The sequence below is a fragment of the Chromobacterium haemolyticum genome (assembly GCF_002081825.1).
Classification (GTDB): Bacteria; Pseudomonadota; Gammaproteobacteria; order Burkholderiales; family Chromobacteriaceae; genus Chromobacterium; species Chromobacterium fluminis.
This window is the reverse complement of the sequence record NZ_MUKU01000014.1, coordinates 58,661-83,385: the sequence shown is the minus strand read 5'-3', so window position 1 is coordinate 83,385 and position 24,725 is coordinate 58,661. Positions and strand designations below refer to the sequence as shown.

General features: G+C 61.4%; 18 protein-coding genes. 4 read left to right on the top strand and 14 right to left on the bottom strand.

Annotated elements, in window-relative coordinates; genetic code table 11:
- Positions 1-27: 27 nt before the first annotated feature.
- The 3 genes from pheA to B0T39_RS12735 form a co-directional block, all read right to left on the bottom strand.
- A complete protein-coding gene (gene pheA / locus B0T39_RS12745) occupies positions 28-1,101 on the bottom strand; it encodes a prephenate dehydratase (protein WP_081547172.1) in 1,074 nt (357 codons plus the stop codon).
- Positions 1,102-1,514: 413 nt separating this feature from the next.
- Positions 1,515-2,723 carry an MFS transporter gene (locus B0T39_RS12740; RefSeq protein ID WP_081547170.1) on the bottom strand — a complete coding sequence of 403 codons (1,209 nt, stop codon included), beginning with the start codon at positions 2,721-2,723 and terminating at the stop codon, positions 1,515-1,517.
- A 138-nt stretch (positions 2,724-2,861) separates the two neighbouring features.
- The gene (locus B0T39_RS12735; protein ID WP_081547168.1) at positions 2,862-4,316 is read right to left on the bottom strand and encodes an aminoacyl-histidine dipeptidase; all 1,455 of its coding nucleotides are present in this window, start codon (positions 4,314-4,316) and stop codon (positions 2,862-2,864) included.
- A gap of 425 nt (positions 4,317-4,741) precedes the next feature.
- Between B0T39_RS12735 and bluB the strand changes: the two genes are divergently transcribed.
- From bluB to trpC, 3 genes are all read left to right on the top strand, one after another.
- Positions 4,742-5,380 (top strand): 5,6-dimethylbenzimidazole synthase, encoded by a 639-nt coding sequence (gene bluB / locus B0T39_RS12730; RefSeq protein WP_081547166.1) that lies wholly within the window; start codon positions 4,742-4,744, stop codon positions 5,378-5,380.
- A 58-nt stretch (positions 5,381-5,438) separates the two neighbouring features.
- Entirely contained in the window at positions 5,439-5,951 is a 513-nt protein-coding gene (locus B0T39_RS12725; protein WP_081547164.1) for a prolyl-tRNA synthetase associated domain-containing protein, read from the top strand.
- Between the two features lie 79 nt (positions 5,952-6,030).
- Positions 6,031-6,837: an indole-3-glycerol phosphate synthase TrpC gene (trpC, locus tag B0T39_RS12720; protein WP_081547162.1), complete on the top strand. Its 807-nt coding sequence runs from the start codon at positions 6,031-6,033 to the stop codon at positions 6,835-6,837.
- Positions 6,838-6,845: 8 nt separating this feature from the next.
- On the opposite strand, the gene B0T39_RS12715 is transcribed toward trpC, so the two are convergent.
- From B0T39_RS12715 to B0T39_RS12705, 3 genes are all read right to left on the bottom strand, one after another.
- Positions 6,846-7,763 carry a lipase secretion chaperone gene (locus B0T39_RS12715; protein ID WP_081547160.1) on the bottom strand — a complete coding sequence of 306 codons (918 nt, stop codon included), beginning with the start codon at positions 7,761-7,763 and terminating at the stop codon, positions 6,846-6,848.
- Entirely contained in the window at positions 7,760-8,689 is a 930-nt protein-coding gene (locus B0T39_RS12710) for an esterase/lipase family protein (RefSeq protein WP_081547158.1), read from the bottom strand. The genes B0T39_RS12715 and B0T39_RS12710 overlap by 4 nt, the downstream gene beginning before the upstream one ends.
- A gap of 279 nt (positions 8,690-8,968) precedes the next feature.
- A complete protein-coding gene (locus tag B0T39_RS12705) occupies positions 8,969-11,230 on the bottom strand; it encodes a patatin-like phospholipase family protein (RefSeq protein ID WP_081547156.1) in 2,262 nt (753 codons plus the stop codon).
- 101 nt (positions 11,231-11,331) lie between these two features.
- Between B0T39_RS12705 and B0T39_RS12700 the strand changes: the two genes are divergently transcribed.
- Positions 11,332-12,849, top strand: a complete 1,518-nt coding sequence (locus B0T39_RS12700) for a PilZ domain-containing protein (protein WP_081547154.1) — start codon at positions 11,332-11,334, stop codon at positions 12,847-12,849.
- Between the two features lie 80 nt (positions 12,850-12,929).
- Here B0T39_RS12700 and B0T39_RS12695 read toward each other — a convergent pair whose 3' ends face one another.
- From B0T39_RS12695 to B0T39_RS12660, 8 genes are all read right to left on the bottom strand, one after another.
- Positions 12,930-14,132, bottom strand: coding sequence for an acetyl-CoA C-acyltransferase (locus B0T39_RS12695; protein WP_081547152.1), 1,203 nt, complete (start codon positions 14,130-14,132; stop codon positions 12,930-12,932).
- Between the two features lie 194 nt (positions 14,133-14,326).
- Positions 14,327-16,702 carry a 3-hydroxyacyl-CoA dehydrogenase/enoyl-CoA hydratase family protein gene (locus B0T39_RS12690; protein WP_081547150.1) on the bottom strand — a complete coding sequence of 792 codons (2,376 nt, stop codon included), beginning with the start codon at positions 16,700-16,702 and terminating at the stop codon, positions 14,327-14,329.
- 474 nt (positions 16,703-17,176) lie between these two features.
- Positions 17,177-18,679: an OmpP1/FadL family transporter gene (locus B0T39_RS12685; protein ID WP_081547148.1), complete on the bottom strand. Its 1,503-nt coding sequence runs from the start codon at positions 18,677-18,679 to the stop codon at positions 17,177-17,179.
- Between the two features lie 185 nt (positions 18,680-18,864).
- Positions 18,865-19,242 carry an acyl-CoA thioesterase gene (locus tag B0T39_RS12680; protein WP_081547146.1) on the bottom strand — a complete coding sequence of 126 codons (378 nt, stop codon included), beginning with the start codon at positions 19,240-19,242 and terminating at the stop codon, positions 18,865-18,867.
- A gap of 125 nt (positions 19,243-19,367) precedes the next feature.
- Positions 19,368-21,821, bottom strand: coding sequence for an acyl-CoA dehydrogenase (locus B0T39_RS12675; RefSeq protein ID WP_081547144.1), 2,454 nt, complete (start codon positions 21,819-21,821; stop codon positions 19,368-19,370).
- Positions 21,822-21,911: 90 nt separating this feature from the next.
- Positions 21,912-22,559, bottom strand: a complete 648-nt coding sequence (locus B0T39_RS12670) for a TetR/AcrR family transcriptional regulator (protein ID WP_019102939.1) — start codon at positions 22,557-22,559, stop codon at positions 21,912-21,914.
- Positions 22,560-22,762: 203 nt separating this feature from the next.
- Positions 22,763-23,950 (bottom strand): O-succinylhomoserine sulfhydrylase, encoded by a 1,188-nt coding sequence (locus B0T39_RS12665; RefSeq protein WP_081547142.1) that lies wholly within the window; start codon positions 23,948-23,950, stop codon positions 22,763-22,765.
- Between the two features lie 130 nt (positions 23,951-24,080).
- Positions 24,081-24,692: a M15 family metallopeptidase gene (locus B0T39_RS12660; RefSeq protein ID WP_081547140.1), complete on the bottom strand. Its 612-nt coding sequence runs from the start codon at positions 24,690-24,692 to the stop codon at positions 24,081-24,083.
- Positions 24,693-24,725: the final 33 nt, after the last annotated feature.

Genomic DNA, 24,725 nt, shown 5'->3' with positions numbered 1-24,725 from the left:
CGGCCCGCTTGCATCCTCATCCTAAATTCAAAGCACCGCGAGCGGATAAGAACCCAGCACCTTTACAAAGGAAGTGCACTCGGCAAGACCGGCCAGCGCCTTCTGCACATTGGCGTCGTCGCGGTGTCCTTCCATATCGATGAAGAACACATAGTCCCACAAGCCCGCGCGCGACGGCCGAGACTCGAACTTGCTCATCGACACGCCGTTGCCGGCGATGGGCGCCAACAGCTGATGCACCGCTCCAGGGCGGTTGGGCGCGGACACCACCACCGAGGTCTTGTCCTGGCCTGTCACGCCCACGTCTTGCAGCCCCAGCACCAGGAAACGGGTGGTGTTGTTGGGCTCGTCCTCGATATTGGACGCCAGCTTCAACAGCGCGTAGCGCTCGGCCGCGGCCTGGCCGGCGATCGCCGCCGCACCCTCGTCTTCGGCCGCCAACCGCGCCGCCTCGGCGTTGCTGGCCACCGACACCCGCTCCACCGCTTCCGGCAGATTCTTGTTCAGCCACTCATGACACTGCGCCAGCGCCTGAGCGTGCGCGTAGACGCGGCGGATGCCATCCAGGCCCTCCACCTTGCGCAGCAAATGGTGGTGGATGCGCAGCACCACTTCGCCGCAAATCTTCAACGGACTGGTCACCATCAGGTCCAGCGTGCGACCCACCGCGCCTTCGGTGGAGTTCTCCACCGGCGCCACCACGTAATCCAGACCACGCGACTCCACCAAACGGAAAGCCTCGTCGATCGAGCTACAGGCGACCGTGCGCGCGGCATGGCCGAAGTGCTTGAGCGTGGCCAACTGGCTGAAAGTGCCTTCCGGCCCCAAGTAGGCGATGGACAGCGGCTTTTCCAACGCCAGGCATTCGGACATCACCTCGCGAAACAAGCGCGCCACCGACTCGCCCGGCAAGGGGCCGGGATTCAGTTCTTTGACGCGGCGCAGCACCTGCGCCTCGCGCTCGGGTCGATAGATGATGCCGCCGCCCTTGATCTCGCCGATCTCGCGCGCGTGGGTGGCGCGCTGGTTCAGCAGATTGAGGATTTCCACATCGATATTGTCGATGGCGTCGCGGTGCTGTTTAAGTAGATGTTCCGACACGGCTTCCAGTCTTTCTCTATTGCATACATCCTGTAGAGACGCGCGCTTCCAGGTTTGAACGCGCGGCTCTCGAAACACCCAGTTTCCGCGAGATGAGCCACGCTCGCAAGCCTTTGTCGCGATAAAACGCAAGAGGTCGCCCTACTTTTAAAATCTGTTCAAAGTCTCGCGACTTACATCGGGGCAGAACGAAAAGAGCTGGGCAAGCGGAAAGCATACGCGTCGCATGAGCATTTCGAATGCCGGCACTCATCGCACAATATCTCTACCGACGCGCAGCAGATCGTAAACAGCTTCTTAGCCAAAGCAAGTCCACACTCGGTTGGCCAAGTCCACCACGAAATCGGCGCGCAAATACATCCCGGTCAGCCAGGCCAGCAGCAGCGCCGCGCCGACGGACAGCAGCAAAGCCCTCATGCGTCCTCCTTGGCGAAGCCAGCCGACGGCGTTTCGCGTACCGGCAGATTGGCCGCGGCGGCCAGCAGACCCAGGGCTATCGCCAGCATCCACACCAAATCGTAGTTGCCGAGCAAGTCATAGAGCGCCCCGCCCAGCCACACCCCCAGGAAACTGCCCACTTGGTGTGAGAAAAACACCGCGCCGGACAACATGCCCAGGTGGCGCACGCCGAACATGCCGGCAATCACCCCATTGGTCAGCGGCACCGTGGACAGCCACAAAAAACCCATCGCCGCGGCGAACACCGCCACTGAAACACCGCTGAGCGGCAGCAGCAGAAACACCGCGATCACCACGCTGCGCGTCAAGTAAATGAAACTGAGCAGGCTGGGCTTGGACCAACGGCTGCCCAGCTCGCCAAAGGCCATGGTGCCGAAAATGTTGAAAAGGCCGATCAAGGCCAGCGCCAGGCTGGCGACACCGCCGCCCAGGCCGTGGTCGCGCAGATAGGCCGGCAGATGCACGCCGATGAACACCACCTGGAAGCCGCAGACGAAATAGCCGGCCATCAGTAGGCGGAAGCCGCGCTCCGCCCAGGCGGCGGCGAAGGTGTCCACCATGCCGCGCAACAGGTGCTGGGCCCCGGCGGTTTGCGCCGGCCGATCCTCGCGCGCCAGCCAGCCGGACAAGGGCAGCATCAGCGCGGCGCAGCCGGCCAAGATCAGCAAGGCCGGCAGCCAGCCCAGGCCGTCGATCAAGCCCTGCTCCACCGGGATCATCGCAAACTGGCCGAAAGAACCCGCCGCCGCGACAATGCCCATCGCGCGCGAACGATAGGCCGGCGACACGCTGCGCGCCACCACGCCGAAAATCACGCTATAGGTGACACAGGACAAGGCCAGACCGAGCAAGACGCCGGCCGACAGAGAAAACAGCAAGGGCGTGCCGGACACCGTCATCAAAGCCAGGCCGGCAACGTAAAGCAAGGCGCCGCCCAACAGCACCTTGCCGGAACCATGCCTGTCCGCCAGCGCGCCGGCGAAGGGTTGAGCCAAACCCCACACCAGGTTTTGCAGGCCCAGCGCGAAGGCGAAGGCTTCCCGGCTCCAGCCGAAGGCCTGGGTCATCGGCGGCATGAAGAAACCAAAGCCGTGGCGTATGCCCATGGCCAGCGACACGATCAGGCCGCCGGTCAGCAGCAATCGCTTGATGGAATCGTTCATCGCTATTCTCCATGCGAAATAACAGCGGCGCGGTTGTTGTGGTCAGTGTGATCATAGGGTAAAACCGGCGCGGCCAAAACAAAACCGGCCAGCGCTGACGCCGACCGGTATTCGCTTCAAACCTTAGCCAACCGAGATTTAGCGCGTCGGCACCGCCGCCAACACCGCCTTCAGCAAATGCCAGGCCTTGCCCACCGACTCCACCTCCACCCGCTCGCCCGGCGCATGCGCGCCGCGGATATTGGGGCCGAAGGACACCATGTCCATGCCCGGATACTTGGACCCCAAGATGCCGCACTCCAAGCCGGCGTGGATCACTTGCACCTGGGCCTCGCCGTCGAACTCGCGCGCATAGACTTGCTGGAACAAGGCCAGCAGCTTGGATTGCGGGTTAGGCGCCCAGCCCGGGTAGCCGCCTTCCATCTCCACCTGGCAGCCGGCCAACAGGAACAGGCTTTCCACCTCGCGCGCCAGCATCCAGGTGCCGGAATCCAGCAAGGAGCGCACCATCAGGTTGGCGAACAACTTGCCCTCTTCCAATACCACCACGCCCAGGTTGTTGGAGGTTTCCACCACGCCCTCGACGCGCTGGCTCATGCGCTTGACGCCATGCGGCGCCGCGTGCAGCGCGGCGAAAATCGCGCCTTGATCCGCGCGCGCCATCACCTGATCGAGCTCGATCCGCTCCTGCACCACGGTGACGCCCTCGTCGACGCCGGCCAGCTCAAAGCGCAGCAGGCTCTGGAACGCATCCAGTTTGGCCGCCACCTTGTCCGCATCCGCGGCCGGGAAGGCCACAGCGGCGAAAGCCTCGCGCGACAAAGCGTTGCGCGCGGTGCCGCCCTTGAACGAGGACACCCGCAAATCGGTTTCCGCTTCCAATTCGCGTATCAGACGGATCAGAATCTTATTGGCGTTGCCGCGTCCCAGATGAATGTCGGCGCCGGAATGGCCGCCGCGCAGGCCCTTGATCACCAGACTGACGGCTTGATAGCCAGCGGGCAGCGCCTCGCTCGCATAGCCGCGGCTGACGTTGGCGTCGACGCCGCCTGCGCAGCCCATGTAGAACTCGCCCCACTCTTCGGTATCGATATTGATCAGGTACTGGCCTTGCAAAAGGCCGGTGCCCAGACCCAGCGCGCCGCCCATGCCGGCTTCCTCGTCCAGCGTCAGCAACACCTCGATCGGGCCGTGCGGCACGTCCTCGCTATTTAGCACCGCCATGCCCAGCGCCACGCCGATGCCGTTGTCGGCGCCCAGCGTGGTGTTTTCCGCCACCAACCAACCGTCTTGCAGCACTGGGCGGATCGGATCTTTGAAAAAGTCGTGCTCGGTGCCGGTGTTGGCCTGGCACACCATGTCCAGATGGCCTTGCAACACCACGCCAATGCGGTTTTCGTAGCCCGGGGTCGCCGGTTTGCGAATGATCAGGTTGCCGACCTCGTCCACCACGGTGTCCAGGCCGCGCAGCTCCGCCCAGCCCTTCAGGTAATCGCGCAATTGCTGTTCGTGCTTGGAGGGACGCGGGATTTCACACAAGGTCTGGAAATGCTCCCAGACGACTTTGGGTTCTAGTTCTGCAATTCGGGTCACGGAAAGTCCTCTAAATCATCAAGATGCGATAGCGGTTCGGGCTATGGCCGAACGCGCCGCGCCCGGCGCGGCAACGTTGGAATTCAGACTGTCCACTTTATCACGCCCGCATGCGCGGCGTCATGTGGGAAACTCATGCCAAAAGCGTCTAATCCGCTGAATCGCTTGACCGAAGTCATGAGTCCTCCTGCAAGCAAGGCCATGCTATTTGCCAGCTGTGACAAAGCCGCTATCCTCCGACACTGAAAAATCCCCTCTCGTCCGTTTGCCAAAGCCTGTTCAAAATCTCGCGAGCGGGAGCAAGACAAGGCGAAACCGCTTAATAAAGAGAAATGGGCATGCGATACATGAACATTTGAGCTTGTGTTTAACCCCGTATTGCTGAAGCGCAGCAGACATCGAACAGGTTCTTTAGAAAGGCCCCCATGCACCGCTATCCAGACCAAGACATCGCCGCCATCTACCGGGTGATAGAACAGCGGCGCGACATGCGCCATTTTCTGCCGGACCCGGTAGACCCGGCGCTGCTGCGACGTCTGCTCGAAGCCGCCCACCACGCGCCCAGCGTCGGCTATATGCAGCCGTGGCGCTTCATCCGCATCGCTAACCGCCGCCTGCGCGAGGAAATAGGCAAGTTGGTGGACGCCGAGCGCCTGCGCACCGCGGATCAATTGGGCGAGCGTCAGGCGGAATTCCTGCGCCTGAAGGTGGAAGGCATCCGCGACTGCGGCGAAGTGCTGGTAGCCGCGCTGATGGACGGCCGCGAACGCCATGTGTTCGGCCGCCGCACTCTGCCGGAAATGGACCTGGCCTCGGTGGCCTGCGCCATCCAAAACCTGTGGCTGGCGGCGCGCGCCGAAGGCCTGGGCATGGGTTGGGTGTCCTTGTTCGACCCCGCCGCGCTCTCCGCGCTGCTGGGCATGCCGGAGGGGGCAAAACCCATCGCCGTGCTTTGTCTTGGCCATGTCGCCGAGTTCTACCCCCAACCCATGCTGGAGCAAGAAAAATGGGCCAGCCGCCAGCCGCTGGAGCAATTGGTGTTTGAAGACCGCTGGCGCGACTGAGCCGGACCTAGCGGCGCGGCCATTGAAGCATGCGCCGCCGCCATGCTAGCCTGCGAAGATGGAACACGCCCTGTATGACTTTCTCGACCGACACCAGATCCGCCGCCAACGCTTCGACCACCCCCCGGTCTACACCTGCGAAGAAGCCGCGCGCCTAGCGCCCGGCCTGCCCGGCGCGGAATGCAAAAACCTGTTTCTGTGCGACGCCAAGGGCCGCCAGCACGTGCTGTTGGCAGTGCCGGCCGACGCCGGCGTCGACATCAAGGCCCTGGGCGAATTGCTGGAACTCAAAGGCCTGCGCTTCGCCTCGCCTGACCGCCTGCAACGTTGCTTGGGTCTGACGCCGGGATCGGTAACGCTATTGGCCGCCTTCAATGACCACGACAGTCAGGTCGCCGTCGTCATCGATCAGGCGCTGAGCCGCCGGGACGCCATCCTTTGCCATCCGCTGGTCAATACCAGCACGCTGGCGCTGCCCATGGGCGAACTGATGCGCTTCCTGGACCTGACAGGCCACCCGCCGCGCATCGTCGAGGTGCCCCGCAGACAAGACCCCACGGAGCGGAGCTGAACGCCGCGGCTTGTCAACGCCACGGCTGTTCCTGCATGATGGTTGTTTCTTTCGACTTGCCCGGATTGCAGACTCAAGCATGTCAGACATACTCAACACCATCATCGCCACCAAACGCGAAGAAATCGCCGCCGCCTTGCCGCAACAGCCGCTGAGCGCGGTGCGCGCCGCTGCGGAAGCGCTCAGCGGCGATCGCCGCGATTTTGTCGCCGCGCTGCGCGCCAAACACGCGCTGGGCCAAGCCGCGGTCATCGCCGAGATCAAGAAAGCCAGCCCGAGCAAAGGCGTGATCCGCGAAGACTTCCGTCCGGCCGACATCGCCGCCAGCTACGCCGAGCACGGCGCAGCCTGCCTGTCGGTGCTGACCGACCGCCAGTATTTCCAAGGCGACGCCGCCTATTTGCGGGCCGCCCGCGCCGCCTGCCGCCTGCCGGTGCTGCGCAAAGACTTCATCGTCGACCCTTATCAGGTGTACGAAGCCCGCGCGATGGGCGCCGACTGCATTTTGCTGATCGCCGCCGCGCTGGAACTGCCGCTGATGCGCGAGCTGGAATCCCTGGCTATGGAACTGGGCATGGCGGTTCTGGCCGAAGTGCACAACGCCGAGGAACTGGAGCAGGCTCTGCAGTTGCGAACTGAACTGATCGGCGTCAACAACCGCAATCTGCGCAGCTTCGAAGTCAGCCTGGCCACCACGCTGAAACTGCTGCCGCAAATAGAGAACGGCCGCATCGCCATCACCGAAAGCGGCATCGCCACCATCGACGACGTGCGGCTGATGCGCAGCCACGAGGTGCACACCTTCCTGGTGGGCGAAGCCTTCATGCGAGAAAAAGAGCCGGGAGAAGGTCTCTCCCGGCTGTTTCGGAACGAAGAAAACCGCTAAGCAGCCGGCTACTGCGGCGGGACGAAGGCGTCCAGCCGCAATTGTTCCTGCGTATTGAAGCGCTGAGCGCGCCAACCGGCCAAGGCCTGCCGCCGCTGCGCCGCGTCCAAACCGGCAACTGTTTGCAAGCGCCGCGCCTCCAAACGGTAGGCCTCCACCCTGGACTGCCACTGCGCTTGCTCGCGATCCAACTGCGACAAACGATCGGCGGCGGCCTGGCCCACCATGCCGGCGCGCAAGGCGTACAGTTCCTGTTCGCCGCCGCCTTTCTTCCGCAAGGCCTCTTCCGCCTCGGCCAAGCTCAAGTGCTTGACAGGCTCCAAGCGCGCCGCGCGCAGATCCGCCGGCAAGCCCGCCTCCAAGGCCTTGAGCCGCGCGGCTTTCTGCTCGGCGCTCAAGCTGACGTCGGCGGCAATGCGCAACCGTTTGACGGTGAAGTCGTCGTAAACGTCTTCCTCTCCAAACAAGCCTGCCACTTCGCTCGCCGACAGGAACTGCAAACGCAGCGCCCTCATCTGCTGCAAACGCTCGGCCACGCCGCCGGCCGCCGCCTTGCCATCGCTCAAAGCCCGACGATAGGCGACATAGCGGTCGAACAACTCCAGCGCCTGCTTCAGGGCCGCTCCGTTCAATTGCGCCTGCAAAGCCTGCTGCACCGCCTTGCGGACCGCGGGCAGATCCCGCTCCCCCAACGCCGCCAACTGGTAATCGAACAAGCGCCTCAGCTCTGCATCCACCCTCAGCGCCCCGCTCGCCTCCGCGCTCGCCCGACCATCGACCTGGGTACCGCGCAAGGACGGCGCCGCCGCCAGCGGCGCGGAGCCGCCGGCTTGCGCCGTCGCCTCATCAGCGCCAGGCCGCCCCAGCCAGACCAGCCCGCCCAACAGCAGCGCGCAAGCCCAGCCCACCCAGGCGCGCCGCATCATAGCCCCGTATTCTTCAAGCGGTTGGCCTGTTGCCGGTACAAACTCACCGGGCTGACCTCGAACAAACTGACCAGACCGAAGCTCTGGTTGATTTCATTCAGATGGTTCATCCGGTAATTGTCGCGGATCACCTGCCCCAGGCGCGCCGAGCAAGCGCTGACCAGGCCGTCGGTGGGCGTGGAGCCGAAGGCCAGGCCCAGCACGCCCATCGGCGCCGATAGCGGATCCAGTATATTGGTGACGGTGGCCGAACCAGTCCAAGAGTAATAATGGATGCCGTTGACCTGGTAATCCCCCTCGCCGCAAGCGCTGGTCGGCACCCCTTGCGGGAATTTGGCGCTAAACGCGGCGGAGCCCGCGGTGGTCAAGGAGTCCAAGGCTCCCACTGGATATTGCGGCTGACCTGAAGTGCCGGCGAAGAACTGAATGACCGTGCCCAAAGCCTTGGCCACGGCCACGGCCACCGCCTCGGAGACCGAGCCCGAAGGCGCCACGCCGCGCACGATGTCGGCCACCACCGAGCCCTTGTTGACGCCACCCACCGATGTGACCGACGCCACCAAGTCCGGCCTCACCCCGGCCACGTAGCGCGCCGTGGGCGCGCCCTGGCTATGGCCGATCAAGTTGACCTTGGCTGCGCCGGTGATGGCGACGATTTTTTGCACCTGCTGCAGCAACTGCTCGCCGCGAGCCTCGTTGCTGTTCAGCGCGGACACTTCGGCCACGAACACCTGTGCGCCGTCTGAACGCAAAGCCGCCGGCACTTGGTAGAAGTAATCCACTCCCAGCAATTGGCCGAAGCCGAACAAGCCATGCACCAGCACAATGGGATAACGGGTCTGGGTATAGCCGCCGGCGGCGTAAGCTGCGGACAGCGGCAGCAAGAGTCCCAGGCACAGCAATGCTCCGTGAAGCCACTTCTTCATGGTGTTTCTCCTCTAGTTGATGAAATGCGGGCTGAGTATTTGCTCTTATTTGCATGCCCAAGATTGTTAATAGGAGAAAGCCGTTGAAAACACCAGAATTATTCAAACGTTTGTATTTTTACGTCACACATCAACAACAGAAAATACAACAACTTAAAATTCAACCGTCCGAAAGATAGAAGCCGACTGACTCAACAGACAGCAACCCAATAAAAAAAACGCCATATGGCGGAAGCCATATGGCGTTTTCGATTTGCCCGAGCTCGGCCCGGACTTCGCTCAGTAGTCGGAACCCAAGTACAGATAAGCGGTGGGCTTGCCGCCCTTCGCCGTGCCGACGCCAACGAAGAACGGCCCGATAATGGTGTCCGCGGCCAGGAAGACCGAGCCGGCGGGGATCCAGTCAGTGTCTTGCGATACCGACTCGTCAAAGCTAACACGCCCCCAAATCTTGCCCAGCTCCATCGAGACGCCGGCGTAAACACCCGAGCCAATCGCGGACGGCAGGCTGGACGCTCGCCAATACAGCATCGAGCGGAACAGCGACGAACGTTCACCCACCAATTCGGAATCCTGGTAGCCGCTCAGGTTCAAGAAACCGCCCAACGCCCTGGGCACCACCAGGAAATTCTCATTGCGACCTCGGTTCAGTGCCCCCTTGTTCTTGGCGCTGAGCCGCATCGTCACACTGCCCAGCGTCTTGGCGTACTCCAAGGTTGTATTGTAACTGGTCAAATTGACATCGCTGCCCCAGGACGGAATGCTCTTGGTCAAGTGTCCGCTGAAGAAATAACCGGCGCGCGGCCAACGCGGATTGTCGAACTGATCGACTACCAGGCTGGTGCCAACCCCGGTATCTCGATAATTTGGAGGCACCAGGCCGGGAGTCCAAGACACTCGCGAGCCGAAGTGATTATCATCCCTGTACGCGCCAATCCTCCACTCACCGTAACGCCCTAAAGCCACGCCGCCATCCAGACGCAGGCTACCCACGTCATTGTTCCACTCCATATTCAGTGTATGGTCCGCGTTATAAATCGACAAAAAGTCCTGTCGATAGCCCAAGGAGGCCGCGCCGAACACCGGGCTGCCCTCGTACAAGGGCTGGTACCACTCGGTCTTGATCAGCTTGTTCTGGCCTATGGACACATCGTTGCGCCAGGCGCCCCCTGCGCTATTGGCGTTCCGCCATTCATGCGAAGCCAAAAAGTTGAAATTGCTCTCGCCCGGCGTCGCGCTGCTCAGGTTCAGGCCAAAACGCAGGAAGTTAGGGCCAATGCTGCGCTCCAGCGGCGCCACCGTCATCACATTGCGGCCGGACACATTGTCCACGCGGTAGGTCAGCCGGTCGTAATCGCCCCCCGCGAACACGCCGCGCAAGCGGGACTGGGCGCTGCTGATCGGCTCCACCACCGAGGAAAACGCCAGCGATTTGGCCAGTTGCTCCGGCTTGGTGAACTGGCCGGGTTTGCCCTCCACTTGAATCTTGTCGATCAAGGGGAAGTGCGGCCGCTCCAGCCGGCGTTTCCACGCCGCGTACTCCGCTTCGGATACCGAATAGGCCGACAACTGCTTGGCCAGCGTCTTGGCCGCTTCCTCGCCGCGTTGGGTGATTGCCTGGTGTTCGCTGAAAGAGGCCGCGGTATAGCCGCTCAAATCCGGCTTGATCACCAGATCGCGCTTGTCCAGCTTGCGCAGTTGTTCCTTGGCGTTGCGGCTGACCATCAGATTGGAGGTCTGCGCCACCACGTCGAACAGGCTGTTGATCTCTTTCGCCTTCATCAGCGGCGTGGACACGTCGACGACGATCACCCGGTCCGCGCAACGGCCTTTGACATCCTGAATGGGCAGATTGCGCGCCAAACCGCCGTCCACCAGCAGGCGGCCATCGTCATCCTCGATCAGATCGAACAAACCCGGCACCGCCATGCTGGCGCGCAGCGCGCGAGCCAGCGAACCCTGGGAAAACACCACTGGCTCGCCGGTTGCCAGATCGGTGGCGACAGCGCGGAACGGGATGGGGAGCTGATCGAAACTGCCCACCACGCGGTCACGCGTCAGCTTATGGATGTACAGCTCGATTTCCTGCGAATTGATCGCGCTGCGCGGTACTTTCAGACCGTCTTTTTTCAGGCCGAAGGTAACGTCCAGATAGTTCTTGTAATCGTCGCGCTTGCGGTCATACGGAACGTCCGCCCGCGTCGGCTTGCCGGACAACAAGGCATCCCAATCGGCGGCGTTGAACTCGTGCTCCATCTGCGCCAAGGGCAAACCATTTGCATAAATGCCACCAATTAGGGCTCCGGCGCTGGTTCCCGCGATACAGGCAATGGGAATCCGCAAACGCTCCAGTTCCTTCAGCACGCCCAGATGGGCAAAGCCCCGCGCGCCGCCGCCGCCCAGCACCAAACCCACGCCCTGCGGCGGATACGTGCCAAGCGCTTCCGCGCCGTCCGCCCTGGCCGTTTGCGACAAAACCCCGAGCAACAGCAGCGAAACCAGCCACTGTCGCCGATTCCAGCGATTGTTATTTGTAAGCATATGGGTAAATAATGAGAATTACCGTTTCACCCACGCCTGCGCGTGGCGTAAGATATAGCGATATGCCAATGAAAACATAATTTCCTATAAAGCCGGGCTAAATGTTTGACTTCAAATCACTTGTCAGTTCCCTACTGAACAAAAACACGACTGCCTCCGAAGTGGCGCAGTCCGCAACGCTATTAGTGCGCGACCTGCCTGAAGCCGAGTATTTCGGCGCCCTGGTGGAAATCATCAAAGCCGTCGCCAAAATCAATACCGACACCGAAATATCGCTGAAAGAGCGCGTCAAAACCTTGGTCTACGTCGACGACAAGGCCAACAATATCCACCGTCAACTGTGCAAGGACTACTTGCAGTCCAAAGGCGGCAGCAAAGGCTATCTTCCCACCATCCTGGCCTATTGGCACGAGCTGTCCTCCGCCTACCAGATCTGCTTGCGGCTGTACAAAAGCCACCCCAACGCGGTGCCGGAAGACGAAATCCGCATCGTTACCATCCGCGGCCTGCATCATCAGATGCGGCTGATCGCCTGGAATTCGCTGCGCTACCTGAAGCCGGAAGGCGCGGCCTGGCAAAATGGTTTCCGCTTTTTCAGCCAGGCCGAGGAAAGCGGCTTTTCCCGGCATCCGATCAAGCTTTACCTGAATAGCCCGGATGAATTCAGCTGCGAGCAGTTGCTGATCCAGGCCGGTATGTTGTTCCTGGCGCAGACCGACAATATGCTTCACAGGGAAATCGTCGCGGTCGATCAATTGCTGATGATGCTGAGCCAGGGCATTCCGCTGGACAAGCAACCTCCGGTGGAAGAGCCTATCTTCGTCTACAACTTGTCGATGCCGGAACCGCCGCAGGCCATGCTGCGCGGCATGGCCGGCAAATGGCATCGTTATTGGTCAGCCTACGAAATCACCAGCCGGCTGGCGGATCTGATGTTTGATCTGGACAGGCGAACCCCTCCCGCCCTGGAGGCCATGGATGGCAGCCTGGAACGCGAGGAATGGGCCATTCTATGCGAAAAACTGGCTATTCGCTGGTCTACCGACGGCGGCAAGTCCCTGCGCAAGTCCGAGCGCTCCCTCCACGCGTCCAACGCCCATGTCAGCATCGGCTTCGAACGCGTCGCCTATCAGGTCAAGGTTCAGGACGTGCCGACGCAGGATCCCGAACGCGCCAGCGACTGGCGCATCAACGACATCAGCTCCACCGGCATGGGCCTCACCTTCATCGGCAAGGCGGTGGAACAGTTGGCCATCGGCCGCGTCATCCTGGTCAAAGCGGACAACCATCCTCAGTTGCTGGGCGTGATCCGCCGCATCCTGCGTCAGAACAACGGCACCAAGGTAGGCATAGAGATCCTGGGGCAAAACCCCGTCGGCGTATCGCTGCTGGACCCTGAACATGCGGACTCGCCGCCCTCCACCGCCATCTACATTACCCAGCCCAACTCCCGCAAAGGCCAGCGTTGCTTCCTGATGCCCAAGACCCTGACGCAACCGGACAAGCAACTGGTGCTGGCGGCGCAAGGCAAGTCCTACCAGATCCGCCTCAAAGCCCCGCAGCACGAATACGAAGACTGCAGCCACAGCGACTTCGACACCCTGTCCAAAGTGGATTAAGCCTCGCCCGCCGCCCGACGGCACTCAATAAAAAACCGGCTTGCGATTGCAAGCCGGTTTTTTAAGCGGGTAAATCCTGCTTACAGCACTTCAATGATCCCGGCGGCGCCCATGCCGGTACCGATGCACATGGTCACCATGCCATAGCCCTTCTGGCCGGCGTCGCGCATGCCATGCACCAAGGTGGCGGTGCGGATAGCGCCGGTGGCGCCCAGCGGATGGCCCAGTGCGATGGCGCCACCGTGCGGACTCACCTTGGAAGTATCCAGCTCCAGGTCACGGATCACCGCCAAAGCCTGAGCCGCAAACGCCTCGTTCAGTTCAATCCACTTCAGATCGTCCTGCTTCAAACCGGCCTGGTTCAAAGCGGCGGGAATCGCCTCTTTCGGGCCAATGCCCATGATTTCCGGCGGCACACCCTTGACCGCGAAAGTGACATAGCGACCCAGCGGCGTCAGCTTGAACTCCTTGAGCACGCGCTCGGACACCAGAATCACCGCGCCGGCGCCGTCGGACATCTGCGAAGAGTTGCCGGCGGTGACCGAGCCCTTGGCGTCGAACACTGTCTTCAGCTTGGCAAGGCCCTCCAGCGTGGTCTCGCGACGCGGACCTTCGTCGGTGTCCAGAACTCGGGTTTTAACGGCCACTTCGCCGGTTTCCAGGTTGGGCGTGCGATACGTCGCCTCCAGCGGAGTAATCTCGCTCTTGAACTTACCACCGTCAATCGCGGCCAGCGCGCGACGGTGCGACTCCACAGCGAACGCGTCCTGATCTTCACGCGACACGCCCCACTGCTGCGCCACTTTCTCGGCGGTCAGACCCATACCGTAAGCAATGCCGTAGTTTTCGTCCTTGGCGAAGATTTCCGGGTTCAACGACACCTTGTTGCCCATCATCGGCACCAGAGACATCGACTCGGCTCCCGCGGCGATCACCACGTCGGCCTCGCCCAAGCGGATGCGGTCGGCGGCCATCTGCACGGCGTTGATGCCGGACGAGCAGTAACGGTTAATCGTAATACCGCCCACGGTATTGGGCAGACCGGCCAACAGCACGCCGATACGCGCCATGTTCAGACCCTGCTCCGCTTCCGGGAAGGCGCAACCCACCACGCAGTCGGAAATCAGTTTCGGGTCCAGATTCGGCACTTGGGCCAGCGCGCCGGTAATCACGTGCGCCAGCATATCGTCCGGGCGCACATGACGCATCATGCCGCGCGGAGCCTTGCCCACCGGCGTGCGGGTGGCGGCGACGATGTAAGCTTCTTGTACTTGTTTGCTCATTTTCGATTCTCCTGTCGGTCGCCTGATCGGCTTTGCGGCGATCAAGCGGCCTTTCATCTGGCTATTGACCGCGCTTGCGGGAGGATTCGTCGCGAGCGGGCCGAGATCGAAGCGAGAAGCGCAGCCGTACATGGGGTACGGCGAGCATCACAGCATTCGATATCGGCTCGCGCAGCAGAATCGTCCCCAAGCACTTAGTTGCGCAGCGGCTTGCCGGTGGTCAACATATTGGCGATGCGGTCCTGGGTCTTGGAGTTTTTCAGCAAGGTCATGAAGGCCTTGCGCTCCAGGTCCAGAATCCATTGCTCGTTGACCAGAGTGCCCGCCTCGACATCGCCGCCGGTCATCACGTCAGCGATCAGGCCGGCGATGAAGAAGTCATGCTTGGAAATGAAGTTGCCTTCCAGCATATTCACCAACTGGCCCTTGATCGACGCGGCGCCGCTGCGGCCGGCCACCGGGAAGCCCTTGACCTTGAGCGGCGGGCGATAGCCGGCTTCGGCCAGCGCGATCGCCTGCTGCTTGGCCACGTGCAACAGCTCGTAGGCGTTGAACACCACTGGGTCGCCGTTGCGGAAAAAGCCGATTTCCTGCGCCTCGAAGCCGCTGGTGGCCACTTTGGCGGTGGCGATGGCCATGAAGTAATCCTTCAATGCGGCCAACACATCGCCACGCGCTTCTTGCGCGGCACGCAGAGCGAACTCCTTGCAGCCGCCGCCGCCCGGCAGCAGGCCGACGCCGACTTCCACCAGACCAACGTAGGACTCCAGCGCCGCCACGGTCTTGTCGCAGTGCATCGCGAACTCGCAACCGCCGCCAAACACATAGCCCTGGGTAGCGGCCACCGTCGGCACCTGGCAGTAGCGCAGGCGCATCGAGGTTTCCTGGAAGCGGCGCACCGTAGCGTCGATCGCGTCCAAATCGCCCATCATGAAGGCCGGCATCATAGACTGCAGGTCGGCGCCAACGGAGAACGGCTCCTCGGTCTGCCAGATCACCAGGCCCTTGAAGCGGTCTTCGGCGATGTCGATGGCTTTATTCAGGCCTTCGATCACAGCCGGGCCGATGGCATGCGCCTTGGATTTGAACGACACCACCAGGACCTCGTCGCCGGTGGTGAAGGCGCGCACGCCCTCGTTCTCGAACACGGTTTCGCCCAGCGGCGCCGCCGCTTCGCCCAGCACCTTGGCCGGCGCCAGCTGACGCTGGTACACGTCCAGCGTGGAACGGCCCACCAATTTATTGCCGGCAGGGTCGAAGGAGCCTTCGGCGAAGTGCACGCCGGCGCGGTCGCCCTGCAATACCCAGGCCGGCAGCGCGGCGGCGCTCAGCGCCTTGCCGGCTTTCACGTCCTCGTCCAGCCACTTGGCCACTTGCTGCCAGCCGGCGGCTTGCCAGGTCTCGAACGGACCCACGCTCCAGCCGAAGCCCCAGCGGATGGCGAAGTCGACGTCGCGCGCGCAGTTGGCGATATCGGCCAGGTGGTGGGAGATGTAATGGAACACATCGCGGAAACACGCCCACAGGAATTGCGCCTGCGGATGGCTGCTCTCGCGCAGTTTCTGAAATTTTTCCGCCGGGTTGGCGATCTTCAAAATTTCCTTGACCGCGTCGTCGCCCTTCTCGCCGGAGCCTACGTACTCGCCCTTGGCCGGGTCCAGCACCAGCATGCGCTTACCGTCTTTTTTATAGATGCCGGCCTTGGTCTTGGCGCCCAGCGCGCCGGCGGCGATCAGCTTCTGCATCCACTCCGGGGTCTGGAACAGACCGTGCCAAGGATCTTGCGGCAGAGTGTCCTGCATGGTCTTGACCACGTGGGCGAAGGTGTCCAGGCCCACCACGTCCGCGGTGCGGAAGGTGGCCGATTTGGGACGCCCCAGGCGCGGACCGGTCAGATCGTCCACCACGTCGAAGCGGATGCCGAACTTGTCGGCGTTGGCGATGGTGGCCAGCATCGAGAATACGCCGATGCGGTTGGCGACGAAGTTGGGCGTGTCCTTGGCTCGCACCACGCCCTTGCCCAGGCTGGACACCAGGAAGCGCTCAAGATTATCCAGAATGTGCGCGTCCGAGGTCAGGCAGGGAATGATTTCCACCAAGTGCATATAGCGCGGCGGATTGAAAAAGTGCACGCCGCAGAAACGCGGGCGCACATTGTCCGGGCAGCTTTGCGCCAGCGTGTTGATCGACAAGCCGGAAGTATTGGTGGCGAAAATGGTGTGCTCGCCCAAATGCGGCGCCACTTTGTGGTACAGGTCCGCCTTCCAGTCCATGCGCTCGGCGATGGCTTCGATCACCAGGTCGCAATCCTTCAAGAGGTGCAGGTGGTCGTCGTAGTTGGCCGGCTGAATGTGGTTGACGGCATCCTTGTTGGCCAAGGGGGCCGGCTTCTGCTTTTTCAAGCCTTCCAGCGCCTTGAGCACGATGCCGTTCTTGTCGCCTTCCTTGGCGGGCAAGTCGAACAGGATGGTCGGAACTTTGGCATTCACCAGATGGGCGGCGATTTGAGCCCCCATCACGCCAGCGCCTAACACGGCTACCTTGCGTACGTTGAACTTGGTTTGAGACATGGTTTCCTCGTTTTGTTGAAACACAACATGAGACAGGCCCCTCTCGCCTGCTCAGCCTGCCTCAAGGACGGGCGTTGTTCGTCCTTGCGCTGAGTCGGCGGCGCGCCGCCGCTGCAGCCGGCACAACTCGACCGGCCGGGAAGTAATTATGATAAAGCCCGGCCTGCCCGGAAGCCTGACGAGAGATGGTTTTCTCACCGCCGCGGACATCCGTCAATCTACTGAAAAACCGCGCCGGCAACCACTATGTCGGCGGCTCAAGCGCAGCTGGGGAAAGCCTGTATTGAAAAATATCAAACACTCGCTTTTCTCACAAATAAGTCTAACCCAATTTGGGCAAAAAAACAGGGGGTATATGGAAAAATAGAGGGGGAAAACAAGCGGAAAATTCAACGCGCCGCAAACGCAAAAACCGGGCGAGCGCTACTGCGCCCGCCCGACCGAAAATCCGCGCGCCCAGCGGCGCCGATTCAATTAAAACCGATAGTTATACTGCAGACCAACCAACTGCAAATAGGTCTTGTAGCTGCCTTTCACCGTGCCGCCGTTGCCGGTGCAAGCTGCGCCGGTAGTCGGGCTAGTGCCGGCAGGACTGCAGCCGTCGGTGTAGTTCACATTAGCATTGGTGAAGTTAATGAAGCTATAGGCGACGTCGACCGAACTTTGCTTATTGATCTTGTAGTTGGCGCCCAGCGACAGCCACAGACGATCGCTATCCGGCAAGGCCGGATGACGGTCGCTATCGGACTGCAACGGCGACTGCTCCCAAGCCACGCCGCCGCGGAACAGCCAGGCATCGCTGTACTGGTAGTTGGCGCCCAAGGACACGCGCCAAGTATCGCGCCAGTTCTGATGAATTACCATATCGCCCTGAGCCGTACCCCCCACCGTGGACTGCTGGATCACGATCTCTTTCATTTGCGAGTTGGCGACCCAAGTCACATCTCCCATCACTGCCCATTTCGGATTCAGCTGATGAAAGAAGTTGGCGGATGCAGTTTCCGGCGTTGTCACATCCACTTTTGCCGATGCATCCGGATGCTTACTCTTGGCCACCGCACCCGCACCGTTCTGCGGCAACCCAGGGATAGCGTTATTGGTGACATTGTTGAATGTCCAAGTGGAAGAGCCGCTCAAGGACTGCTTGATGCTGGAGCGGTAAGCCAAGCCAAAACGAGTATTCTCATTCAGCTGGAACATATAGCCGATATTCCATCCGAAACCCCAGTCGTCGCCCTCAACATGCGCTAGACCATCACCATTCACAGCTGCCGCCCCAACCGCGCCGCGCGCCTGGGCCAGAGCCACTGCCTGCGAAGCGCCACCCGCCAGTGCTTGCTGGTAGGCAGTCTGGAAAATACGGGCATTCACACCAGTGGAAGCATCAGCCATTTGGTCCAGAGATGCATTCATGTACTGGGCGGAAATGCCGAAGCCAAAGGAATGGCGATCGTCCAGCTTGAACGACATCGACGGATTGATGTTGAACGATTGCAGATTCACGCTCTTTAGCGCGTAACGGCCAGCCCAGTCGAAACCATAGTCCAGCTTGGCGCCATAGGGCACGAATATACCCAGACCCAGATTGATCTTATCGTTTACTTTGTGCGACAGATAGAAGTTAGGCGCAGCCACCGCTTTGGGCGCGAAATTACCACCATTGCTGCCGCCAGCCGGTTGGGCGGTGGCACCGGGGATCAACACGGCCCGGGTAGAACCATTGTCGGTGTATTCGGAGTGCGGCACCACCAGGGTAGCGCCGCCGGAAATTTGTGTGCCCTCCAGCCGAGACAGGCCGGCCGGGTTGGCGAAAATGGTGGAAGGATCGTTGGCCTCTGCGCCGTTGGCATGCGCCGTGCCCTGACCGGACACGCTTTGCGAACCAAACTGATAACCCGAGGCCACGGCCTGGGTGGACATTAGACCGAATGTTGCGCCCATGACCATCACGGACAGGCTGAGGTGCTTGAGTTTCATGTTCTCCCTCTCTCTTTGGCGTTGCTATAGTGTTCTTAGGTGTTAGATGACCAATAACAAGCAGTGGTCATATTTGATGCTACCAGAGAATTAGAGCAATTCCACAAGGTTTTGGAGTGTTTGTTCCAAACAAACGTTTAATGAGACATTTCTGCAACAAGCACACTGAAAAGCATTAAATAACGCTAAATTTCGCCCAAAATACGCGATTTACCATCATTATCAATCGCCACATACGTGGCAACCACTTCGGTTATCGCCTCATGCGAGCCGTCGATGCGCTCCGCTTCGACGGTGATTTTCAAGGTGATGGATTTCTGGCCGATTCGCAACCGTTCAACATAAAGATCCACCACGTCGCCCAGCAGAATGGGCGCGGCGAATTGAAAGGTGTTGACCGCCACCGTGGTCACCGGGCCGCGCGACAGGCGCTCAGCGTCCAGGCTGCCGGCCATGTCGATATGATTCATCAGCCAACCGGCCTGAACTCGACCGTAAGCATTGGTGCTGGTTGGCAGCGCGCGCACGCGCAGCGTGGGAATCCGGACTTCAGGGCAGTCCATGCTCACTCCTTTGTTATTGCTCGTCGCTCGGCTTTGGCGACTTTCGTCATTTCACCTCAGCGGCCGCTTGACAGCCGCTGAGGTGAAATGCCGGGACGAATCCCGGCAAATCTTACCCCTTACACTCAGAAGATCAAGCGTTGCAGCAGCTTGTCGTCATGTTGCTCCAGCATCTTGTCGAAATCGTCCACCATGATCACGTCGCGCTTGAGCTTGCGCGCGCGGCTAACGGCGTCGAACTCGGCCTGATCGAGCAAACCGGCCGCCAAGGCTTCCGCCAGGCGCTCTCGCGCGGTGACAGAAATAAACTTGCCGTCGCGCGCCAGTTTGCGCAGTTTTTGCTCCAGCGGCTCGGTGGCCAGCACGGCCTCCAGCGCGTGAGCCAGCACGCCCACGGCATCGCCCTCTTCTTTCGGCAGATACATGCCGCGCGTCAGCCGTTCACGCGTCGCGCCCGGCTCCATCATCGCGCGCGCCACCTGGGTGCCGACGCGGTCGGACGCTGGCTTAAGCGTCAGGCCCCACGGGAAGATCAGTTTGCGCAACACCACCGCCAGCATGCGGCTGGGCAGGTTGGCCAGGAAGCCGTCCATCGCCTGCTGCACATCGTACAAAGCGTTTTCCACCGACCACTGCAAGACCGCCAGGTCTTCCTTGGGCGCGCCGTCGCGCTCAAAGCGCTTCAGGCAAGCGGAGGCGATGTAAAGGCCGGAGAGCATGTCGCCCAAACGCGCGGACAGCTTCTCGCGGAACTTCAGGCTACCGCCCAGGCTGAACATCGCCATATCGGACAGCAAGGCGAAAGCGCTGGAGAAACGAGTCAATCGGCGATAGTAAGCCCCCACTTCGCCGCCGCGCGGCGCGCCAACGAAACGCGAGCCGCTCAAGCCCAGCCACAAGGAACGAACCACATTGCTGATCACAAAGTTGATGTGACCGGTAATGGCGGCGTCAAACTCCTTGCCGTCGTTGGCCATGGCCGCCTTCATCTCGCGCAGCACGAAGGGATGGCAGCGGATCGCGCCCTGACCGTAGATGATCATCGAACGGGTCAGGATGTTGGCGCCTTCCACGGTGATGCCGATCGGAATCGCCTGGTAGGCGCGCGCTAGGTAGTTGCGCGGCCCCAGCACCACCGCCTTGCCGCCATGGATGTCCATCGCATCGTTGATGGCTTTGCGCATGCGCTCGGTGTTGTGGTACTTGAGGATGGCCGACAACACCGACGGTTTCTCGCCGGTATCGAGACCGGTCAGCGCCAAGTCCTGCGAGGCTTCCATCTGATAGGTGTAGCCGCCGATGCGCGCCATCGCCTCGTCCACGCCCTCGAACTTGCCGATGGGCAGGCCGAACTGATCGCGGATGCGCGCGTAAGCGCCGGTGACGAAGGTGCTCATCTTGCCGGAAGCCACCGACATCGCCGGCAGGGAGATGCAACGCCCCACCGACAAGCACTCAACCAGCATGCGCCAGCCCTGGCCGGCGAACTCGCGGCCGCCGATGATCCAGTCCAGCGGAATGAACACATCCTTGCCCCAGGTCGGGCCGTTCATGAAGGCCGCTCCGCCGGGGAAGTGGCGACGGCCGATGGCCACGCCCTCATGTTCGGTGGGCACCAGCGCGCAAGTGATGCCCAGGTCTTCTTTATCGCCCAGCAGATGCTCGGGATCGTACATCTTGAACGCCAGGCCCAGGATGGTGGCCACCGGGGCCAAGGTGATCCAGCGCTTTTCCCAGCTGACGCGCAGGCCCAGCACGTCGTCGAAACGCTCTCCGGTGCGCGGATGGGTGTAGGAGCCGCGACAAACAATGCCGTAGTCGGGAATACTGCCGGCATCCGAACCCGCATAAGGGCTGGTCAGCGCGAAGCAGGGGATTTCCAGACCCTTGGCCAGACGCGGAAGGTAATAATCCTTTTGCGCCTCGGTGCCATAGTGCTGCAGCAATTCTCCCGGCCCCAGGGAGTTGGGCACCATCACCGACACCGCGGCGGTGCCGCCGCGGGTGGCGATCTTGGTGACCACCTTGGCGTGGGCGTAGTTGGAGAACTCCAGACCGCCGTACTGCTTTTTGACGATCATGCCCAGGAAGCCGTTGTCCTTGATGAATTGCCATACTTCCGGCGGCAGATCCTTCAGCTCGTGGGTGATCTTCCAATCGTCGATCATCGCGCACAGCTGTTCGGTGGGGCCATCGATGAAGGCCTGCTCTTCCAGCGTCAGCTTGGGATCGGGAAAGGACAGCAAGCGGTTCCAGTCCGGCTTGCCGGAGAACAGGTCGCGATCCCACCAGACCGTGCCGGCGTTGATGGCTTCCTGCTCGGTCTGGGACATCGCCGGCGTGATTTTCTTGAACACGCCGAACACCGGACCGGTGAACACGGCGCGTCGCAGCGACGGAAAATTGAGAACGGCGGCGACCACCGCGAAAACAGCCCAGGCCGCCGGAGGCAGCGGGCAATGGAAGATGAACTGGAGCGCGGCTAGCCAGGCGGCCAGCCCCACGGTCCAGGCCAGAACAGGCGCGCGGAAATACGCCAGCGCGCCCAGCAGCACGACCAGAACAACGGCAGATATCATTTTGTTTTACCCTCGTGTTGACCCTTCCATTCCGGCGGCAACAGCAAGGGACGCGGCCGCGATCGGCACGTCCTGCCCTGCGCTCCGGAATCAGCCTTCCATGGGCGCGACCAGGCCAGCCATGACAAAGGGCACGAGGTATTTGACGATCATGTCCGGATCCCGCGCGCTGACGATCTGACTTCGAGTAAAGATCTTCAACACGTCGTTGCCTGCAAAGGCATTGAACATGACGCTGAACGCAAGATGCATTCTCCAGGCCAACTGCTCCGTGTCCAGCAAGGGCAAGGCGCGCTGAAAGGCGCGACTGTAACGCTGGACGAACACGCTGTACTGCTGGGAGATGGTTTCACGCAACAGACGATGGTTTTCCACCAAGGTGCGCGACAACAAGCGCACGAACATCGCCCCGCCGCGCGACGGGTCCTTGGACAGCGACAGGCAAGGCCGTATGAACGACAGCACCAAGCCTTCCACCGACAGTTTCTCCTCCGAGGCCTCCGCCTCCAGCTTATCCAGTTCCGCCAGGCAGTCCGCTATCAACGGGGCCAGCCTGCGCATGAACACGGACTCGAACAACGCATCCTTGGAGCCGAAGTGGTAATTCACCGCGGCCAGGTTTACCTCGGCTTGCTGGGTAATCATGCGCAGCGAGGTCGCTTCGAAACCGTGCTCCACAAACAAGCGTTCTGCAACGTCCAGAATGCGGGTGGCGGTATCGGGGCGGCTTGCTTCCATGTTTTCCAGTGCCTTTTTTGTATTTGCTGGTTTTATGGTCTTGCTCATTTCAGTTTTCGAACAAGCGTTTCAAACTTACGTTTTAATTTGATGAATGTCAAGACATGTCTCGACGGCGCTCGGGCCAAACTCAACAGGGCGGCAACAAAAGCGGCAGTCCGTATTTTAGACTGCCGTTTGAATGAAACACATGTTGAAAGCGTTTAGTCAAGACCGCGAGCCAAATCCCGCTTAAGGTCTTCGACATGCTCCAGCCCCACGGCCACGCGCAACAGGCCTTCCACGATGCCGGCCTTGGTCCTGGCCTCCGGCGTGATGCGGGCATGCGTAGTGGACGCCGGATGGGTGATGGTGGATTTGACGTCGCCCAGATTGGCGGTACGGGAAATCAACTGCACCCGGTCAACCACTCGCCAAGCCTCCTCCCTGCCGCCCTTGACCACGAAGGACACCACCGCGCCTCCGCCGCTTTGCTGGCGAAGCGCCAGCTCGTGCTGCGGATGACTGGCCAGCCCCGGATAGAACACCCGCGCCACCGCCGGCTGGGCTTCCAGCCAGCGAGCCAACTCCAGTGCGCCGGCGCTGTGTTTTTCCATCCGCAAGTGCAGGGTTTCCATGCCTGAGAGCAGCGTCCAGGCGTTGAACGGGGCCAGCGCGGGACCCGCGGTGCGCACGTGCAGATAAATCTGCTCGATCAGCGCGTCGCTGCCCACCACCGCGCCGCCCATCACCCGGCCATGCCCGTCCAGATATTTGGTGGCGGAGTGCATCACCAGGTCCGCACCCAGTTTCAGCGGTTGCTGCAAGGCCGGGGAACAGAAGCTGTTGTCCACCACCAGCAAGGCGCCGCGCTGATGCGCGATCTGGGCGATCGCGGCGATGTCGGCGATTTCCGTCAGAGGATTGGACGGCGTTTCCAGAAACAACAAACGGGTATTGGGCCGCGCCGCGTCGCGCCAGGCTTGCAGGTCGGTGGCGTCGACAAAGGTGGTTTCCACGCCGAATTTGGCCAATAGGCCGGCAAACAGATTGGTGGTGGAACCGAACAGGCTTTGCGAGGACAGGATGTGATCGCCGGCCTTGAGCAGACTCATCATGATGGCCTGGATCGCCGCCATGCCGGTGGCGGTGGCGATGGCGCGCTCACCGCCCTCCATCAGCGCCAGCCGCTGCTGAAAGGCCGCGACGGTGGGGTTGGTGAAGCGGGAATAGGTGTAGCCGTCCAGTTCGCCCAGGAACATGGCCGCGGCCTGTTCCGCCGAATCGTAGGTGAAGCTGGAAGTCAGATGCAGGCTTTGGCTGTGCTCGCGATAATCGCTGATTTCGCGGCCGCCGCGGATTGCCTGGGTTTCCGGGTGCCAACAGGCTTGTTCGATATTGTCGGATGCCATTGATGTTTCTCTGCGGGTGCTTCAAAGATAAAGCCAGCGGCCATATTGCCTGAAAACCCGCCGTTTGCTAAATGCCTGCCGGGCATAAAGCCGCCGCCCGGGCGGCATTAGGCAGGCCGCGGCCTCTTAATTATTCGATCAACAGCATATGAGCGCGCACCCAATCGCGATCCGCCGCCTCAAAGTGCCACCACTCGGTGGCGATGCCGCTGAAGCCAGCCTGGCTCATGCAATGGCGCAACAGCAAGCGATTGGCCAAGTGCGCCTCGCTCAGCCTGCCGGTCCGCAGCAGCTCCGCCTCGCGCTGCGGCTGCGCCAGCTCGGTGAAGTCGTCAAAGCCGGTGCCCATGTTCAGTTCGCGTCCGCCATCGTCCTCCACGCTTAAGTCCACGGCCATGCCGAAGCTGTGAATCGAACCGCGCGCCGGGTCGGCGACGTAGATGCGCTGCGGCGTGTCCTTGACGATGCCCCACAACACCCGCTGCACCCTTCCCGGCCGCAGCGCGTCGAAAACCAGCAAATTGAAACCCGGCCGTTGCTTGCGCAACTCGCGCGCGGCCATGGCCAGGCGCTCGGCGGCGCGGCGGTGCAACAGCGCCGGCGCCGCGTCGCCGTAAAGATTTCGTCCCACAAAATTATTGGCGCAGGCATAGCGCAGATCCAGCCTCACCCCGTCGATATCCGCAATCGACAGGTACTCCGGATGCGCCGCCAACTCCTCCATGCCGATGACCGCTTTCATTCTCGCCGCACTCCCCTCGTTCATTCCCCAGCC

Excerpts from the sequence above, each read along its gene's own strand:
- B0T39_RS12740 (WP_081547170.1), bottom strand. The coding sequence starts at position 2,723 with ATGAACGATTCCATCAAGCGATTGCTGCTGACCGGCGGCCTGATCGTG.
- bluB (WP_081547166.1), top strand. The coding sequence starts at position 4,742 with ATGCACCGCTATCCAGACCAAGACATCGCCGCCATCTACCGGGTGATA.
- B0T39_RS12725 (WP_081547164.1), top strand. The coding sequence starts at position 5,439 with ATGGAACACGCCCTGTATGACTTTCTCGACCGACACCAGATCCGCCGC.
- trpC (WP_081547162.1), top strand. The coding sequence starts at position 6,031 with ATGTCAGACATACTCAACACCATCATCGCCACCAAACGCGAAGAAATC.
- B0T39_RS12715 (WP_081547160.1), bottom strand. The coding sequence starts at position 7,763 with ATGATGCGGCGCGCCTGGGTGGGCTGGGCTTGCGCGCTGCTGTTGGGC.
- B0T39_RS12710 (WP_081547158.1), bottom strand. The coding sequence starts at position 8,689 with ATGAAGAAGTGGCTTCACGGAGCATTGCTGTGCCTGGGACTCTTGCTG.
- B0T39_RS12705 (WP_081547156.1), bottom strand. The coding sequence starts at position 11,230 with ATGCTTACAAATAACAATCGCTGGAATCGGCGACAGTGGCTGGTTTCG.
- B0T39_RS12700 (WP_081547154.1), top strand. The coding sequence starts at position 11,332 with ATGTTTGACTTCAAATCACTTGTCAGTTCCCTACTGAACAAAAACACG.
- B0T39_RS12695 (WP_081547152.1), bottom strand. The coding sequence starts at position 14,132 with ATGAGCAAACAAGTACAAGAAGCTTACATCGTCGCCGCCACCCGCACG.
- B0T39_RS12690 (WP_081547150.1), bottom strand. The coding sequence starts at position 16,702 with ATGTCTCAAACCAAGTTCAACGTACGCAAGGTAGCCGTGTTAGGCGCT.
- B0T39_RS12685 (WP_081547148.1), bottom strand. The coding sequence starts at position 18,679 with ATGAAACTCAAGCACCTCAGCCTGTCCGTGATGGTCATGGGCGCAACA.
- B0T39_RS12680 (WP_081547146.1), bottom strand. The coding sequence starts at position 19,242 with ATGGACTGCCCTGAAGTCCGGATTCCCACGCTGCGCGTGCGCGCGCTG.
- B0T39_RS12675 (WP_081547144.1), bottom strand. The coding sequence starts at position 21,821 with ATGATATCTGCCGTTGTTCTGGTCGTGCTGCTGGGCGCGCTGGCGTAT.
- B0T39_RS12670 (WP_019102939.1), bottom strand. The coding sequence starts at position 22,559 with ATGGAAGCAAGCCGCCCCGATACCGCCACCCGCATTCTGGACGTTGCA.
- B0T39_RS12665 (WP_081547142.1), bottom strand. The coding sequence starts at position 23,950 with ATGGCATCCGACAATATCGAACAAGCCTGTTGGCACCCGGAAACCCAG.
- B0T39_RS12660 (WP_081547140.1), bottom strand. The coding sequence starts at position 24,692 with ATGAAAGCGGTCATCGGCATGGAGGAGTTGGCGGCGCATCCGGAGTAC.